Origin of the sequence: Micromonospora sp. NPDC051543 (assembly GCF_044454415.1) — a bacterium.
GTDB lineage: Bacteria > Actinomycetota > Actinomycetes > Mycobacteriales > Micromonosporaceae > Micromonospora.
Window position 1 is genome coordinate 437,911 of record NZ_JBITDT010000001.1, and the last position, 16,140, is coordinate 454,050.

The window sequence follows — 16,140 nt, forward strand, 5'->3', positions numbered from 1 at the left end:
CGGCCGGTCCGGCACTACCGCAGGCCGAACGCCCGGGTGATGCGCTGGCTCACGGTGTTGCCGGCCGCGTCGCGCGCGGTCGTCCGCAGGCTCACGAAACGGGCCTTCGCCGGCGCGTCCAGCGTCGTACGCCAGCCGTCACCGTGCCGGCTGAGCCGCGACTTCTGCCACGTCCCGCCGTCGTCGTAGGACACCTCGACGGTGACCGAACCCACCGTGACCGAGACACCGGGCAGCTGGGAGGCCACCACGGTGAGCGGCGCCCGCCGGGACGCCGTACCGTCGCGGTCGATGGCCACCTCGTAGTCGAGCTGGATCATCGGCAGCGCCTCGGCCGACTCCGCGCCGGTGGCCGCCGAGCTGAAGCCCCACTCGGTGCGGGTCTGCCGGGAGTACGGGTTGGTCCAGGCCGCCCGGTCGTTCTCCACCACCAGGCGGTACGGCAGCCGCTGCGCGGACAGGCCGCCCACCTGGAGGTACTCGGCGTTACCCCAGTTCAGCTCCTTGTCCCCCTGGTAGAGGGTGGTCCGGTTGACCATGTCGAAGTTGGCGTACGCCTCACCGATGTGCCCACCGCCGTCGCCCCACCCGGGCGCGGGCAGGTAGACGGTGTCCAGGTAGCGCACGGGAACGTAGCTCCCACCCATGCGGGGGCGTTGGATGGGCCCGAACCAGGTGACCGCGCTCGGCTTGTTCGCCGCGTAGGTGGTCACCGCCATCGGGTGCTGCCCGGTCTCCCCGGGGATGAACGCGTCGTCGAGCCAGCGCTGGTCGGCGCTCACCCAGTCGGTGCGCCGGCCCTGCGCCGGTGCGATCTCCTGGTTGCCGGACGCGAAGCCCTTCCAGATGTCGGTGCGGAACTCGAGCGCCCGGCCCTGCCGGTAGTTGCGGAACTCCACGTCCACCCGGGCCAGTTGCCGCTTCGTGAACCGGTAGGTCGGGTCGACCGGAACCGCGCCCGTCCAGTGGTGCGCCACGTCGTACAGGTAGCTCGTCTCCGGGTGCGACTCGACGGTCAGCCGCACCGGGCCGCGCTCCAACGCCGCGACGAGCTGGTCACCCTCGTCGGCGCTGAGGCTCGCCACGGTCAGCGGAGGGGCAGGGCTCTCCGGGCCCCACATCGCCTCGTCCCACGGCTGAAGCCGGCCGACGCCGTCGTTGACCACCAGCAGCAGCTTCGCCCCGGCCGCCGCGGCGGCCTGCGCCTGGGTGGCGACGTCCACGGTGTCGCTGCGCCGGACCACCACCGCCCGGTCCCGGACCGGCCGCTTCGCCAGCTCCTTCGCGGACGCGTCGGCGACGTAGACCGCGTCGAGCTGGCGACGACCCTCCGGCAACGCCGGGTTCGAGCGCTTCACCCGCAGATCGTCGTACGACCGGCCGCCAGCCGCCACGGTCAGCGCCGGCTGCTCCAGCCGCCACCGCGCGCCGAACTCGAACTCGCCGTCGGTGACCGCACGGCCCGTCGGCAACGCCCACATGCTGTCGTACGAGTCGTCGGGCAGCACCTGACTCTCGGTGAGACTGTTGCCGGTGGAGCGGTGGATGTCCATCCGCAGCGAGGTGGCGGTGGCCTCCTGCGGCACCTCCGCCCGCACCTGCCGGGCCTTGCGCGCGTCCAGGATGACGGTGCGGTCGGCGCTCAGGTCGACGTCGACGAAGCTGAGCATGGCCATGCCCTTGGAGCGCGGCCCGTGCGCACCGCGCACGTCGGCGGTGATCCAACCGGACCAGCTCGCCACCGGCAGCCGCAGCGTGGCGGTGCCGCTCTCGGGCAGGTCGACGGCGGTGAACAGGCCGTCGGTGGTGAGCAGGACCTTGCCGGCGAGCGGCTTGCCGTCCCGGTCCTTCGCGACCAGCGTCAGGTTCTGCCGCTGCCCCTCCCGGCTCGCCCCGATCAGGGTGCGACCACGGACCGTACCGGCGGCGTCGGTGGCGACGATCATGCCGCTGACCTGCTTCTCGACCGGAAGCTTGTCGTACGCGGCGGTGAGGGTGACGGTGGCCGTGCCGTTCGCGGGCACGGTCACCGTGTCGGCGGAGAGCGCGAAGAGGCCGGCCGGGGCGCTCGGCGCGTCGAGGGCGAGCTTCAGGGTGACCGGCGCGCTGCCGACGTTGGTGTAGGTGACCGTCCGGTCGACCGTCGTACCCGGCTGCTGGGGCCATCCCTGGAAGCCGGAGTAGGCGCTCGGGGTGGCGAAGACGGTGGCGTGCACGGCGGCGACCGCGTCCACCCGCCCGGCGCCGGCCTGGTACGGGGTGTAGTCCGGGGTGGCCTTGACCGTGCTGACCAGCGCCTCCTTGATGCGCTGCCCGGTCCAGTCGGGGTGCGCGGCGGCGACCAGCGCGGCCGTGCCGGCCACGTGCGGAGTCGCCATCGAGGTGCCGCTCATCAGCGTGTAGTCCCCGGAGCCGCCGCGCACCAGGTGCGAGCGCGCGGCCAGGATGTCCACGCCGGGCGCGGTGATCTCGGGCTTGAGGCCACCGTCGCCCGCGCGCGGCCCCTGGCTGGAGAAGTCGGCGAGGTGGTCGGTCGAGTCGACGGCGCCCACGGTGAGCGCGGAGTTCGCCGCGCCGGGGCTGCCGATGGTCGCTGGGCCGCTGTTGCCGGCGGCGACCACGAAGAGCGCGCCGGTCTCGGCGCTGAGCCGGTCGACGGCCTGGCTCAGCGGGTCGCTGCCGTCGGTGGACTCACCACCCAGGCTCATGCTGATGATCCGGGCCTTCTGCTCCCGGGCCGCCCACTCCATGCCGGCGATGATCCACGAGTCCTGCCCGCCGCCCTCGCTGTTGAGCACCTTGCCGACGTGCAGCCGCGCGCCGGGGGCGACACCCCGCTCGACACCCCCGGACGCGGCGCCGGTGCCGGCGATCGTCGAGGCGGTGTGCGTGCCGTGCCCCTGGTAGTCGAGGATGTCGGGCTCGTCCGGCACGAAGCTGCTGGACGCGGCGATCTGGCCGGCGAGGTCCGGGTGCTCGGCGTCCGCCCCCGTGTCGAGGACGGCAACGTCCACACCGGCGGCGGTGTTGCCCTCGGCCCACACCTTCGGCGCGCCGATCTGCGCGGTCGACTCGGCGAGGTCTCCCCGGACCCGGCCGTCCAGCCAGACCTTGGCGATACCGCTCGCGAGCGTCGGGGTTCCGCCGGTCCGGCGGGCCGTGCCGGCGGTCAGCGCGCCCCAGAACTTCTCGGCGCTCTCACGCGGGCGGTTCAGTGCCGCGCCCCGCACGCTGTCCAGAGGCCGCACCAGCTCGGAGCCGTCCACAGTGGGGCGGGTACGCGCCCGGGCCGCGGCGTCGGTCAGGGTGACGATCAGCGGCAGCGCGTTCGTGTGCGCGTCGTCGTACCCGTCGGCGATCAGGTCGGTGACGTTGAACAGCCTCTTGTCGACCAGGCCGCTCGTGACGTACGGCAGCGCGGCGTCCGGGTAGACGTAGGTGTCGCCGTCGAGCACGGTGCGGTGGAAGGTCGGCGTGCTGCCGTCGGGCCGGCGAACGGCCGTGACGGTGCTGCCGTCGGCCGCCGTGGTGACCGTGACGAGGTCCCCGGTGAGCAGGGTGACGGTGGACGCCCGACCCGGGGCCGCGGGCGGTTGGCCGGTCGGGCGGGTGGGGTTGCCGGGCGGGGCGGCGGACGCCCCCGTGCCGGGTGGGGTGAACCCGGCGGTCAGAGCGAGGGCGGTACCGAGGGCGATCAGCCCGGATCGGCGACGCCTGGGAGACAGAGCCACGATGACCTCTTTGTGTCGAGGAGCGGTACGCAGCACAGCATCAAGGCAACGCCCCGCTGTCCCACCCCGCCGACCCCCGGCGCGTTCATGCCATGGCACAAACCCGCCACCCCCTTCCCCTCGCCGATCTTGCACTTACTGTCGCCGATGCGTCCCGATTCACGACTTTCGTCGGCGCAGAAAGTGCAAGATCGGCGAGGGGAAGGGGGTGGGGGTCAGGGGTGGGGGGTTGTCAGTTTGGCTAGGTGGTCCAGCTGTTCGGGATCGGTTAGGGCGGAGCCGACGGCTACCACGCGGACGCCGGCGTCCAGGAACGCGGCGGCGTTCGTGGCGTCCAGGCCGCCCGTCGCGACGAAGCGGAGCTGCGGGAAGGGGCCGGCGATGGCCTTGAACCAGGCCGGGCCGAGAGAGATCGCGGGGAACGCCTTGAGCCAGGTGAGGCCGTGCCGCAGCGCCGCCTGCGCCTCGGTGGGGGTGGCAACGCCGGGAAGGTGCGGCAGACCGCGCGCCGCGGCGGCGTCGGCCACCGCGAGGTCCAGGCCGGGCGCGACGGTGAACGCGGCGCCCGCGTCGGCGGCCGCCGCGACCGTCTCGTCGTCGAGCACCGTGCCGGCGCCGACGATCCGGCCCCGTGCGGCGCCCGCCTCGACGGCGGCGCGCAGGGCGGGCACCGCGTCGGCGGTGGCGACCGGCACCTCCACCACCTCGATGCCGAGGTCCCAGGCGCGTTCGGCGAGCCGGACCGTCTCGGCGACCGGCAGGCCGCGCAGGATCGCCATCACCCGGGCGCCGCCGAAGAGGTGCGCGAAGTCCGCTGTGGTCATGGTCCACTCCATCCGAGGTCGCGGGAGATCTGCTGGGTGGTGGCCAGCAGTCGGGGTAGTAGGGCGCGCAGGTCGACGAGGGTGGCCACCACCGTCGGCGCGGTCACCGACACCGCGGCCGTGACCGCGCCGTCGACCTGCCGGACCGGCGCGGCCACACAGTTGATCAGCGGCTCGAACTCGCCGTCGTCGGCGGCCCAACCCCGCGCGGCGACGGCCGCCAGCTCCGCGCGCAGCGCCGCCGGGTCGCAGATGGTGGCCGGGGTGTACGCCGGCAGTGTGCCGCCGTCGACCAGCTGGGACACCCGGGACTCCGGACCGTACGCCAGCACCACCTTGCCCACCCCGCTGGCGTGCAGCGGCGCGGTGCGGCCGATCCGGGAGTACATGCGGACCTGGCCCCGGGCCTCGATCTTGTCGACGTAGACGAGGTCGTCGTCGACCACCTGCGCGAGGTGGATGGTGTGCCCACAGTCGCGGCCCAGCGCCGCCAGGTGGGGGCGGGCCACCGCGCGGACGTCCAGGGAGTCCAGGGCCTGCTGGGCGAGGTCGATCAGCCGCAGACCCACCGTCCAGCCGCCGTCGGCGCGGCGCGCGAAGCCACCCGCCTCGAGCGTCTGCAGCAGCCGCAGCGCGGTGGACTTGTGCACGCCCAGGTGGGTGGCCACGCCGCCGAGCTGCGCCGGCTCGCGGGCCAGGAGTTCGAGCACCCGCATCGCCCGGTCGACGCCCTCGGACACCGCTCAGCCCTCTGCTCGGGCGACGGTCAGGTCGGGTGGCGACCAGGGACCGTCGAGCAGCCGCTCGAACCACGACCACGGCGGCAACGGCGCGTCGTCACCGGTGCTGCCCAGCGCCTGCGCGGCGACGAGGTGACCGAGGCGCAGCCGTCGCGTCGGGTCGAGGTCGCGCAGCAGTCCGGCCAGGTAGCCGGCGGCGAAGGCGTCACCCGCGCCCACCGGTTCCACCACCGACACGCGGGGGGCCGGTACGACGACCGGCCCGGCGTCGCGGAACAGGACGGTGGCACACACCGCGCCGTCCTTGACGACCACCGCCTGGGGGCCGGGCAGCAGTCGGCGTACGGCGGCCGCATCGCTCGTGCCCCAGAGGGCGTACGCCTCGTCCTGCCCGACGAAGACCAGGTCGCTGCGGTCGGCGAGGTCGCGTAGCACGGGCGCGGCCCGTTCGGCGGGCCAGAGCCGGGCCCGGTGGTTGACGTCGAAGCTGACCAGCGCACCCGGTAGCGGCCGGTCGGTCACCGCGCGCTCGACCAGCGCCCGGCAGGAGGCCGAGAGCGCCGGGGTGATCCCGGACAGGTGCAGCACCCGTGCGCCGGCCAGTCGTGGGTCGGCCAGGGTGTCGCCGTCCATCCGGGACGCGGCCGAGCCGGCCCGGTAGTAGTGCACGGCGGTGGCCGTGGGGCCGGGGTCCTTGGCATAGAGGCCGGTGGGCGCGGCCGGGTCCACCGCCACCAGGTCGACGTCGACGCCGGTGTCGGCGACGTGCCGCACGACCAGCCGGCCGAAGGGGTCGTCGCCGACCCGGCCCACCCAGGTCGCCCGGTGGCCGAGCCGGGCCAGGTAGCCGGCCACATTGGACTCCGCGCCGCCGACCGAGACCGTCACGCGTTCGGCGTGCTCCAGCGGCTCACCCGCGGGCGGGCACAGCATCACCATGGTCTCGCCCACCGTGACCACCTCGGCCGGCGGGGGGCCGGCCGAGGTGGTCGTGCGGTCGGGTCGGGGCTCGCTCGGCATCGCGGCGCACGTCCTCGGGGAGGGGTCCGGGGTCCCGCCGAGCCTAGGCGCGTTGTGCCACGTGAGCAACCCGTTGCGCAGAGCGCAACAACGATCAGGGCAGGGTCAGTCCGTACGCCGCCAGCACCTCCGCGATGGGCTGGTAGTAGGTCGTTCCACCGGACGTGCAGTTGCCGCTGCCCCCGGAGAGGATGCCGATGATGGTGCCGGTGGACGCCACGTACAGCGGCCCGCCGCTGTCCCCCGCCTCGGCGCAGATGTTGGTGCGGATCAGGCCGTAGACCACGCCGGTGGCGTAGTTGACGGTCTGGTTGAGCCCGGTGACCGTGCCGCAGCGCACGCCGGTGGTGACGCCGCTGCGGCACACCGCCTGACCCACGTACGCGGTGCCCGGTCCGTTGATGGTCAGCAGCCCGGGATAGGTGTAGACGGCGCTGGGATGCGCGATCCGGCCCGTGTAGCGGATCAGCCCGTAGTCGTTGCCCGGATAGCTGGTGGCGGTACGGGTGCCCAGGACGGTGGTCTGCGCGCTGTCGGCGTACCAGGTGCTGACGGTCCCGGTGCAGTGCCCGGCCGTGACCACGTAGTAGGTGCTGCCGCTGCGCACGTTCGCGCCCAGCGAGCAGCGACTGCCACCGCCGTAGATGCCCTGGCCGGCGGCGATCAGGGTGCGCAGCGTGCCGGACTCCCGGCGCAGCAGCGCGCCGACGCGGTCGGCCACCGCCCGCAGCCTCGCCAGCTCGGCGGACGCCACGGTCTCGTCGACGGTGACGGTCATCCGGCCGCTGGCCGGGTCGAGCCCCCAGGCGGTGCCCGGTGTGCGTACCCCGGACAGGACGCCGGCCGCGTCGGACGCGGCACGGTCGGGCGGAGCGGCCTGCGCCGCGCCCGGCGCGGCGAGGAGCAGGGCGGTCAGGACGAGGGCGACGAACGGGGAACGGCGCATCCGAACCTCCGACGGAGATCGAGATCGATGGATGTCGACAAGCGTCGCCCCGACCCGGCGCCATGGCAACCTCCGGTCGCCCTCTTCCCCGCTCAGCGGGAATCGCCGATCCGGGGACGCGCCGCGCCCCCGCCGCCGATAATCCTCGAAGACACGGCGGGAGGCCGGGCATGACCACCGGAGGCACCGCGGCGCTGGTACGCCGTCCGGACGGGTCGACCCGGGCGACGCTGCTCGAACTGCTCTTCGATGTGGTCTTCGTGGCCGCGCTCGCGCAGACCTCGACGCTGCTCGCCGACCAGCGGTCCTGGGCCGAGAGCGCGTCGGTCGCGCTGATGCTGACCGCGATCTGGTGGACGTGGTCGGTCACCACCACCACGACCGAGTTCTACGACCCGCAGCAACGCCCGATCCAGGCCATCCTGATGATCGCCATGGTCGGGTCGGTCGGGATGGCGGCATCGCTGCCGATGATCACCACAGCGCAGTCGCTGGCCTTCGCACTCGTCTACGTCGGCACCCACGTGACGCGCGGGATCATCCTGGTCAGCACGTTGCACCGGCAGCAGCATCGCGCGGCGATGGCCCGCGCCACCCGGTTCCTCTTCTGGTTCCTGGTGTCCGGCGTCCTCTGGATCGTGGGGACGCTCGTCGACGACGACCGATGGTGGATCTGGACCACCGCGATCGCCATCGACCTGCTCTCCGCGGCGGCACGCTACCCGACACCGTGGCTCGGCCGGGTGCCCCTCGACCAGTACAACCGGACCACCGCGCACCTCGGCGAGCGGTACCAGCAGTTCGTCATCCTGGCCCTCGGCGACATCATCCTGGTGCCCACCCTGGAAATCAGCCGCAGCGAGTTCGACCGCTCCAGGATCATCGCGCTGCTCTGCGCGTTCGCCATCATGCTGCTGCTCTGGCAGGTGTACGTCTTCCGGGCCGGCGAGTTGCTCGAGACGGCGGAGTCCCTGGTGCCCGGCCGGTCCACCCGGGTCGCTCCGTACACCCATCTCGTGCTGCTGGCCGGCGTGGCCGTCACGGCGGCCTCCTTCGACCTGGTCGTCAACCGCCCGACCGGAACGACCCCGACGCGGTGGCTGATGCTGATCATCGGCGGGCCGCTGGTGTTCGTGCTCGGTCGGGCACTCTTCGCCTACCTGCTGTTCGCCCGCGTGCCGTGGCGACGGGTGGCGTCACAACTTCTGCCCCTACTGGTACTGCCCTGGGCCGGTGGCTGGCCACCGGTGGTGGTCACCGCGATCGTGGCCCTCACGCTCGCCGCGCACGTCCTGGCACCCAGGGCCGGCGGCCGGGAGACCACCCGAGGGCTCCGCCCGCGAGGGCTGACCGGCTGACCCCTCTACCAGTCAGGCGAAATGTCGACCGACCCAGTCGGCGAGATCCCGGGCGCAGTCGTCGACCGACTCCTGCCAGGTCCGGGCCGCGCCCTCCCCCGCCTCGTCACTGACCTGCTTGACCAGCCGACACGGCACCCCCGCCTGCGCGGCGGCCCAGGCCACCGCGTACCCCTCCATGTCCACCAGGTCGGCGTGCTGCGCCAGCCGGTCCCGCGCGTCGTCGTCAGCCACGAAGGTGTCGCCGGTGGCCAGCACCGCGCCCTCGGCGGCCAGCGCGAGCGGCGCGCCGCAGGTCTGACCCGTGAGGGTACGCAGGAAAGCGGTGTCCAGGTCGTGCTGGAGCACGGTGGCGACCTCGTGGATACCCGTCCACCCGGGGCGCAGCGCGCCGGCCGTACCCAGGTTGAGCAGCAGGCTGGGACGCGGGCCGGCCGCCAGCACCGCCGCGACCGCGCTGGCGGCGTTGACCTTGCCCATGCCGGTGAGCAGCACCGGCAGCTCCGCCGGTAGGTAGCGGGCCTCCTCCCCCACGGCGAGTACCACCAGCGGACGATCGGCACGCACGACACCCCGGAGAATCACCGGAGCATCGTACGGGCCGCCGTCCACGGATCCGCTCCGCACCCGACCGGCATCTGTCCGGCCGGCGGTCAGTCGTCGGCGAACCGGTACAGCACGAAGTCCTTGTCCGCGCCGCACGCGATCACCCGCGTGTTCCACGAACAGGACGCGCTGCGCACGTCGACGAGTTGGCCCAACTCGTCGACCTCGCCCGACTCGGCCCAGACGCCGGCCACGCTCCGATTGTCCGCCACCGTGCTGGTCGGCTCGGCGAAGACGAGCAGGTTGCCGGCGTCCAGTCGGGCCGCCACGCCGGGGCGGTCGGTCAGTACCGCCTTGCCGGCCGTGTCGAAGAGGGTGACCGTCGCCTTCGGGTATTCCCGTTGGGTGAGCACCTGCTCGCCGACCGGCACCAGAGTGGTCGCGCCCGGCGCCGACCAGGAGATCGCCGGCTTCCCCTCGGTCGCCGCCACCACCTCGGTGTGCTCGGCGTCGCTGTTGCGTACCTGCACCAGACAGGCCCGCCGCTCGCCGCAGGCCACCAGCGCCTTCGGCCGGTACTCCGCGTTCTCGGACCGGTAGACAACCACCGGCGCCGCGTCGGAACCCAGGTCGTACGCCAGCACCTGGTATCCGCCGTCGGTGGGGGCCACGAAGAGGCGGTTCTCGTGCGCCACCACCAGGTCGTCGAGGTCGGCCACGTTGCCCCACTCGCGCAGCACCGAGCCGGAGGACATGTCGAGCAGTCGCGCCGAGCGGTCCGCGCCGATCTGCACGAGTCGTCGCCCCTTGCCCGTCCACGGGTCGCGGGCAGCGCCGTCGAGGTACGCCGGCCCACCCGCCGCCTCGTCGGTGCCCACCGGCCGCACGACGGTCCGTGCGCCGCCGTACTGGTCGCGCGGGTTGGGCTTGCTCCACTTGTCGGTGCCGTCGCCCAGCTTCAGGCCGACCAACCGCCCGGCGGCCCGGTCCACCAGCACTGCGGTGTCGTCGGAGAAGTAGACGTCGTCGTCGCCGCGGACCGCCCGGTGCCAGCGCTGGGCGCCAGAGCGGCCGTCCAGCACAGCCAGTTCACGCGGTGTGCTGTCGCCCGGCGCGTCCGCGAGAACAACAACCGCTCCCGGTACGGCGACCAGGCCGGCCCAGTCGTCGGCGGTGACGCCGGTCTGTCGGCGCCACAGCTCGTCGCCGGTGCCGGTATCCACGGCGATGACTTCCAGCCGGTCGTCCGGCAGCGGGTACCCGAGATAGGCCCGGTCGCCGAGCACCGCGGTCCACGTGTCAGTGGGCCGCGCGGTGCCGGCCGACGGCCTCGACAGCTCGCGCAACGGCCCGAACTCCAGGTCCGGATAGCGGTCCCGCAGCAGGTAGAGCGTCGCCGCGGTGGCCACCCCGGCCAGGGCGAGCACCGCCCCGAGCACCACCCACCGGGCCCGCCGCCAGGTCGTACCGCCGCTCGGAATGGGCGGGCTGGGCGTCGGGGTGGCGCCCGGTCCGCTCGGCCTGGCCGATGCCGGCCCGGGTTGCGACGGCACGGTCGGCGCGTTCTCCGCCGCAGCCGGCACCGCCGGCGGACCGGCCGGGGCCGGCACGGGCGACACCTCAGCCGGCGCGGACGGGCCAGCCGGCGAGGCCTGCGGGGCGGCCTGCGGGCCCGCGTACGCCGGCAGCGCTCGACGCAGCGGGAGGTCCGTCAGCGCGCCCTCGGCCACCGGCAGTTCCGGCTGGTCCAGCACCGTCGGCGCCACTCCCAGCTCGGCGTGCAGCATTCGTCCCACCAGCGGAATCCGCGAGGAGCCGCCCACCAGGAACAGCCCGGCGAGCTGGTCGGGGCGCAGGCCGGCCGCGGCGATCACCTCCCGGGCCCGCTCCATGGCACGACGCAACAGCGGCGCCGCCACCCGCTCGACGTCGTCGCGCGTCAACCGCACCGGCTCGGCCACCCCGGGAACCGCGACCGGCGCCACAGTGGCTCGGGACAGCGTCTCCTTCGCGCCGCGTACCTCGTCCCACAGTCGGACCTGGTCGCGGCGCTGCGCCGGGTCCGACGGGCGGACCAGGCGCGCCCACCGCCGGGCGTGCCGCTCGCCCAGCAGCTCGCCGACCCGCTGCACCAGCGCCGCGTCCAGGTCGAGGCCGCCCAGGTCGGGCAGACCGCCGTCGGCGACCACCCGGAACCCCGAGTCACCCCACGGGTCGGCGCCCTCGTTGCGCAACACCGCGACGTCGAGCGTCCCGCCGCCGAAGTCGAACACCGCGATCGCCCCACCGACCGGCACCGGCCGGTGTAGGACCTGGGTGTAGTAGCGGGCAGCCGCCACCGGCTCACGCAGCAGACGCGTGCCCGGTGGCGTCGGCCCCGCAAGCGTGTGCTCGGCCGCCTGCGGCCACCCGGCCCGCAACAGCGCGTCGGCGAGCACCTGCCGCCGTGACTCGTCCCAGGCCGCCGGGCAGGTGAGCACGGCCGGAGGCAGGAAGCCGACCGCACCCACCGCGGCCCGGGCGACCGCCGCCAGCACCGCGGCGAGCAGTTCCGCCGGCGGGTACGACCGGTCACCGAGCAGCACGGTCGGCTCGTCCACCCGACGCTTCGGGTTCGCCTCGAACCGGGCCGGATCGGCCTGCGCCAGCCGCCGGGCGTCCCAGCCGACGTGCAGCGTGCCGTCCGGGTCGGCGTACACGGCCGACGGGCTGACCGGCTGACCGTCCATCAGCACCGGACGGGTCCGACCGTCCGGCCAGCGCAGCACGGCCACCGTGTTGGACGTGCCGAGGTCGACGCCGAGGGCGAAACCCTCGTGCTGGCCTGCCATCTGCCCGATACCTCCGCCGCGACGAGGGAACTCAGCCCCGCATCGTACGCAGCCCGCGCCGCGGCGCTGATCACTCGGCCCGTCAGGAGGCCGACGAGCAGCTCACTGTCTGTTGGACTCCCTCACCGGCGCCGAGCAGCCCAGAGCGGAGCACACCTGGAAGATGAGTTCGGAACCCTTGTATCCGAACGCGTTGACGGAGCTGTTCTCGTAGTAGTCCTTGTTGCACACACCCCAGCTGCCGGCGCCGAGATCGTTGAAACAGGTCCCCTCGCGGTAGAGGACCCAACTCGCGCCGTTCCAGAGCGTGTTCTTCCAGACGAGGTACATGTCCTCACCGCGGACGTTCACCGACCACCACTGATCGCCGTACAACCTCAGACAGCCCTTCGCGTTCACGTTGCCCTGCTTGTGGGTCGCGCAGATCAGGTCCGAGGGTGGGCTGCCGGGCGTCGCGTAGTTCCACTCGTCCGCTGGATCGGGTGGCGCGGACCGCGCCGCCTGAGCCGGTGCCGCGGCGATCGCGGAGACGAGGCCGAGCGTGAGAGTGGCGCCAGCCAGAATCTGTCGTATTCGCATGTCGTCCTCCTTCGACCAGGCCAAACGTAGTCAGCAGGGGTGGGGCGGCAAGCTATTCGGCCCTCGTTGAAAGCTCTTGACCTGGGAAGAGCGGCGGGAGAATATCGACCTCTGACGCTGCGCGGGCTGGTGGATGCTGGTGATCCGGATACGGTTTGGAGTCGAGGATCTTTCCCGACTGACCTTCGCCCTCCCGGGCCCGTACTGCGAACTGGCCGTCAGCGCGCAGGCACTGCAACAGCCGTCCAGCGGGTTCCGTCAGCTCTGGCAAGCCGAGCGCACCGGGCCCGTCCCGCCCTCGGCCCGCCAACTGCTGGACCTCGTACCGGCGCACGGCGGCATCCCGGACTTCCTCACCCCGGACGGCGCCGGTTCCCTCGACGAAGCGCTCGACACCGTCCAGTCAACGCCGCCCGCTCGCCTGCGCGCCGAACTAGCCGCGCTGCCGTGTGCCACCCAGGGGGCATCGTCCTGGGTCCAGGACCTCGGCCGAGGCCGGGTCGCCGCGGTGGAGCACCTCGGCCAGGTCATCCGCACCTACCACGAGCACGTCCTGGCGCCGCTGTGGCCGGGAATCCGCGCCGCCGCCGTACACGAGCTGGAACGCCGGGCCCGGCAGCTCACCGCCGAGGGAGCGGCCGCGACGCTGAACTCGCTGCATCCGATGATCCGATGGCGCACGCCGGTCCTGGAGGTCGACGGGCCGTTCGACGCGGACGTCGATCTCGGCGGTCAGGGACTGCGGCTGATGCCGTCGGTCTGGACCCGCCCCGGTCTGGCCCTGCCCTGGAGACACACCACGCTTGTCTATCCCATGGCGGCCGGGGGCCGGAGCCACGCCGATCAGCCGGACCGGCGCCAGGAGGCGCTCGACCGCCTCCTCGGGCCGACCCGGGCCAACGTCCTGCGTGCGTTGACCACCGAGCGCACCACGAGCGGCCTCGCGGAGACACTCGGCATCAGCGTGGCCTCGGCCTCCGGGCACGCCACCGCACTGAGATCCACCGGCCTCGCCGTCACCAGGCGGACCGGCCAGTCGGTGCGTCACCGTGTCACTCCGCTCGGTCGGGCCATGTTGCGGGGCCGCGAGTGGTGATAGGCCGCAGGTCCAGGCGCTCGGGGTACGGACGTAAGGAGACCACAAGATCTGCGGAATCGCCGGCCGCATCGGCCCTGGCTAGGCTGGCCGCGGGGAGGTGACCGGTGGCGCAGCGGGTGCTCGTGGTCGACGACGACCGGACGGTCAGCGACGTGGTCTGCCGCTACCTGGAACACGCCGGGTACGAGGTGAGCCACGTCGCGGACGGGCTGGCCGCCCTGGAGGCCGTCCAGGACCGGCCGCCGCACCTGGTCGTGCTGGACCTGATGCTCCCCGGACTGGACGGGTTGCAGGTGTGCCGGCGACTGCGGGAGCGGCCGGACGGCGTACCCATCATCATGCTGACGGCGCGCGGCGACGAGGCGGACCGGGTGCTCGGGCTGCAACTCGGCGCCGACGACTACCTGGGTAAGCCGTTCTCGCCGCGGGAGCTGGTACTGCGGGTCGGTTCGGTGCTGCGCCGGGCCGGTGAGCCGACCGCGCCGGCGGCCGAACTGCTGGCCGACGCGGGGCTGGAGGTGGCCACCGGGCCCCGGATCGCTCGCCTGCACGGCCGCGAACTGGCCCTGACGTTGCGCGAGTTCGACCTCCTGGCGCACCTGATGCGGCACCCGACACGGGCGTTCAAGCGCACCGAGCTGCTGGAGCGCGTGTGGGGGTGGAACTTCGGCGACCAGTCCACGGTGACGGTGCACGTCCGCCGGTTACGGGAGAAGATCGAGGACGACCCGGCCGAGCCACGACGCATCGTCACGGTCTGGGGCGTCGGCTACCGGTACGAGCCGGCCGATGCGTGACCTGGCGCTGATCTTCGGGGCGGCGCTCGCGGCCGCGCTCGGCGTGGGCCTGCTCGGCGCGCTGACCCTGCGACTGCTGCGGTACCGGTCGATCACCGTGCACGTGTGCGTCCTGCTCACCATCACCGTGGTCGCCGTGGTGGCCGGGGTGGTGGTGGTCGCGCAGGCGATGTTCCTGTCCCCGCACGACCTCCAGGTCGTCCTGCTCACGGTCGCCGCGGCGGCGGTGGTGAGCCTCGGCGTGGGCTGGTACTTCGGGCGTCGACTGGCCGTGGCGGCGGTCTGGGCGGCCCAGGCCCGGGAACGGGAACGGCGGGTCGAGAAGGGCCGCCGGGACCTGGTCGCCTGGGTGTCGCACGACCTGCGGACGCCGCTGGCCGGCCTGCGGGCGATGGCCGAGGCGCTGGAGGACCGGGTGGTCGACGACCCGGCGACGGTCGCCGAGTACCACCGGCGCATCCGTGTGCAGACCGATCGGATGACCCGACTCGTCGACGACCTGTTCGAGCTGTCCCGGATCAACGCCGGCGCGCTGCGCCTGACCCTGTCGGCGGTACCGCTGGGTGAGGTCGTCTCCGACGCCCTCGCCGGCACCGCACCCCTGGCCAAGGCCCGGCGCATCCGGTTGGAGGCCGCCGAGTCGGGCTGGCCCACCGTGCTGGCCAGCGAACCCGAGCTGGCCCGGGTGGTGGGCAACCTGCTGCTCAACGCGGTGCACTACACGCCGAGCGACGGCACGGTGCGGGTGGACGCCGGCTCTGAACGCGACGCCGTCTGGCTGGCGATCGCCGACACCTGCGGCGGTATCCCCGAGGACGACCTGCCCCGACTGTTCGACGTCGCGTTCCGGGGCGAGCCGGCCCGTACACCCCGCCCCGGTGGCGAGGGTTCCGGCGGGCTGGGGTTGGCGATCGTACGCGGACTGGTCGAGGCGCACGGCGGTCGGGTGGACGTGCAGAACGTCGGCGGTGGGTGCCGGTTCGTGGTGCGCCTGCCGGCGGCCTGACGCCCGCCCTCTCAGCGGTTCGCCCGCAGCTCGGCGAACCAGCGCCGCCCCTGCCGGAACACGTCCCGGACCGCCAGGCCGGCGGCGTCGGCGACCGCGGGCACCGCACGCGCGTCGACCCGGGCCCAGCGGAACACCGGGCCGAGCAGCACCCGGCCGGCCCGCTGCTCGGCGGCCACCCGGGCCTGGCCCTGCCACGACCCCGCGCCGGGCGGCTCCAGCTCGACCAGGACCGTGCCACCCGGTGCGAGCAGGTCCCGGCAGCGGCGCAGCAGCGCCACCGGCTCGCCGCCGATGCCGATGTTCCCGTCGATCAGCACCGCGTGCGCCCACCGACCCTCGGCGGGCAGCGGCCCGAACAGGTCACCGCGCACCGCGACCGCGCCACGGGCGCGGGTGAGCCGCACCGCCGTCGGCGAGACGTCCACGCCGACCGCGGTCAGGCCGGCCCGGGTCAGCGCCACGGTGAGCCGACCCGGCCCGCACCCGAGGTCGAGCGTCGGGCCGCCGCAGCGGGCGACGAGGCCGGTGACCGCCGCCTCGGCCGTGCCGTGCCAGCGGTCCACCGGGAGCCGGCTACGGACACCGTCGCCGTGCACCAGCCACCGCCGCAGGGCCACCCGGTCGGCGGCGAGCGCGGCGGCGAAGGGGTCGCCGGATCCG

General features: G+C 73.7%; 13 protein-coding genes. 4 read left to right on the forward strand and 9 right to left on the reverse strand.

Translation table 11 applies throughout. The annotated features are described in order from the left end of the window. Positions 1-14 precede the first annotated feature (14 nt). The 5 genes from ACIA3K_RS02100 to ACIA3K_RS02120 all read right to left on the reverse strand — a co-directional run bounded on the left by ACIA3K_RS02100 (position 15) and on the right by ACIA3K_RS02120 (position 7,261). Positions 15-3,731, reverse strand: a complete 3,717-nt coding sequence (locus ACIA3K_RS02100; RefSeq protein WP_396798527.1) for a S8 family serine peptidase — start codon at positions 3,729-3,731, stop codon at positions 15-17. Between the two features lie 215 nt (positions 3,732-3,946). Next, positions 3,947-4,555, reverse strand: coding sequence for a bifunctional 4-hydroxy-2-oxoglutarate aldolase/2-dehydro-3-deoxy-phosphogluconate aldolase (locus ACIA3K_RS02105; protein WP_396798530.1), 609 nt, complete (start codon positions 4,553-4,555; stop codon positions 3,947-3,949). After that, complete coding sequence (locus ACIA3K_RS02110; RefSeq protein ID WP_396798532.1) at positions 4,552-5,295, reverse strand: IclR family transcriptional regulator; 744 nt, start codon at positions 5,293-5,295, stop codon at positions 4,552-4,554. Before ACIA3K_RS02110 ends, ACIA3K_RS02105 begins: the two co-directional genes overlap by 4 nt. A 3-nt stretch (positions 5,296-5,298) precedes the next feature. Continuing rightward, positions 5,299-6,315, reverse strand: coding sequence for a sugar kinase (locus tag ACIA3K_RS02115; RefSeq protein WP_396798534.1), 1,017 nt, complete (start codon positions 6,313-6,315; stop codon positions 5,299-5,301). A 94-nt stretch (positions 6,316-6,409) separates the two neighbouring features. Beyond that, the gene (locus tag ACIA3K_RS02120) at positions 6,410-7,261 is read right to left on the reverse strand and encodes a S1 family peptidase (RefSeq protein WP_396798536.1); all 852 of its coding nucleotides are present in this window, start codon (positions 7,259-7,261) and stop codon (positions 6,410-6,412) included. A 170-nt stretch (positions 7,262-7,431) separates the two neighbouring features. On the opposite strand from ACIA3K_RS02120, the gene ACIA3K_RS02125 reads away from it, so the two are divergent. Continuing rightward, positions 7,432-8,619 (forward strand): low temperature requirement protein A, encoded by a 1,188-nt coding sequence (locus ACIA3K_RS02125; protein WP_396798538.1) that lies wholly within the window; start codon positions 7,432-7,434, stop codon positions 8,617-8,619. Positions 8,620-8,631: 12 nt separating this feature from the next. Here the strand turns inward: ACIA3K_RS02125 and ACIA3K_RS02130 are convergent, their stop codons facing one another. The 3 genes from ACIA3K_RS02130 to ACIA3K_RS02140 form a co-directional block, all read right to left on the reverse strand. Continuing rightward, positions 8,632-9,204 (reverse strand): nucleosidase, encoded by a 573-nt coding sequence (locus ACIA3K_RS02130; protein ID WP_396798539.1) that lies wholly within the window; start codon positions 9,202-9,204, stop codon positions 8,632-8,634. A 68-nt stretch (positions 9,205-9,272) separates the two neighbouring features. After that, positions 9,273-11,996: an Hsp70 family protein gene (locus tag ACIA3K_RS02135; RefSeq protein ID WP_396798541.1), complete on the reverse strand. Its 2,724-nt coding sequence runs from the start codon at positions 11,994-11,996 to the stop codon at positions 9,273-9,275. 102 nt (positions 11,997-12,098) lie between these two features. After that, positions 12,099-12,575 (reverse strand): hypothetical protein, encoded by a 477-nt coding sequence (locus tag ACIA3K_RS02140; protein ID WP_396798543.1) that lies wholly within the window; start codon positions 12,573-12,575, stop codon positions 12,099-12,101. A 139-nt stretch (positions 12,576-12,714) separates the two neighbouring features. Between ACIA3K_RS02140 and ACIA3K_RS02145 the strand changes: the two genes are divergently transcribed. From ACIA3K_RS02145 to ACIA3K_RS02155, 3 genes are all read left to right on the forward strand, one after another. Next, on the forward strand, positions 12,715-13,671 hold the full coding sequence (locus tag ACIA3K_RS02145; RefSeq protein WP_396798544.1) for an ArsR/SmtB family transcription factor: 957 nt from the start codon (positions 12,715-12,717) through the stop codon (positions 13,669-13,671). A 107-nt stretch (positions 13,672-13,778) separates the two neighbouring features. Further along, a complete protein-coding gene (locus ACIA3K_RS02150) occupies positions 13,779-14,471 on the forward strand; it encodes a response regulator transcription factor (RefSeq protein ID WP_396798545.1) in 693 nt (230 codons plus the stop codon). Continuing rightward, positions 14,464-15,477 (forward strand): sensor histidine kinase, encoded by a 1,014-nt coding sequence (locus ACIA3K_RS02155; protein WP_396798547.1) that lies wholly within the window; start codon positions 14,464-14,466, stop codon positions 15,475-15,477. Before ACIA3K_RS02150 ends, ACIA3K_RS02155 begins: the two co-directional genes overlap by 8 nt. Before the next feature lie 11 nt (positions 15,478-15,488). Here ACIA3K_RS02155 and ACIA3K_RS02160 read toward each other — a convergent pair whose 3' ends face one another. Beyond that, entirely contained in the window at positions 15,489-16,097 is a 609-nt protein-coding gene (locus tag ACIA3K_RS02160; protein WP_396798808.1) for a class I SAM-dependent methyltransferase, read from the reverse strand. Positions 16,098-16,140 lie beyond the last annotated feature (43 nt).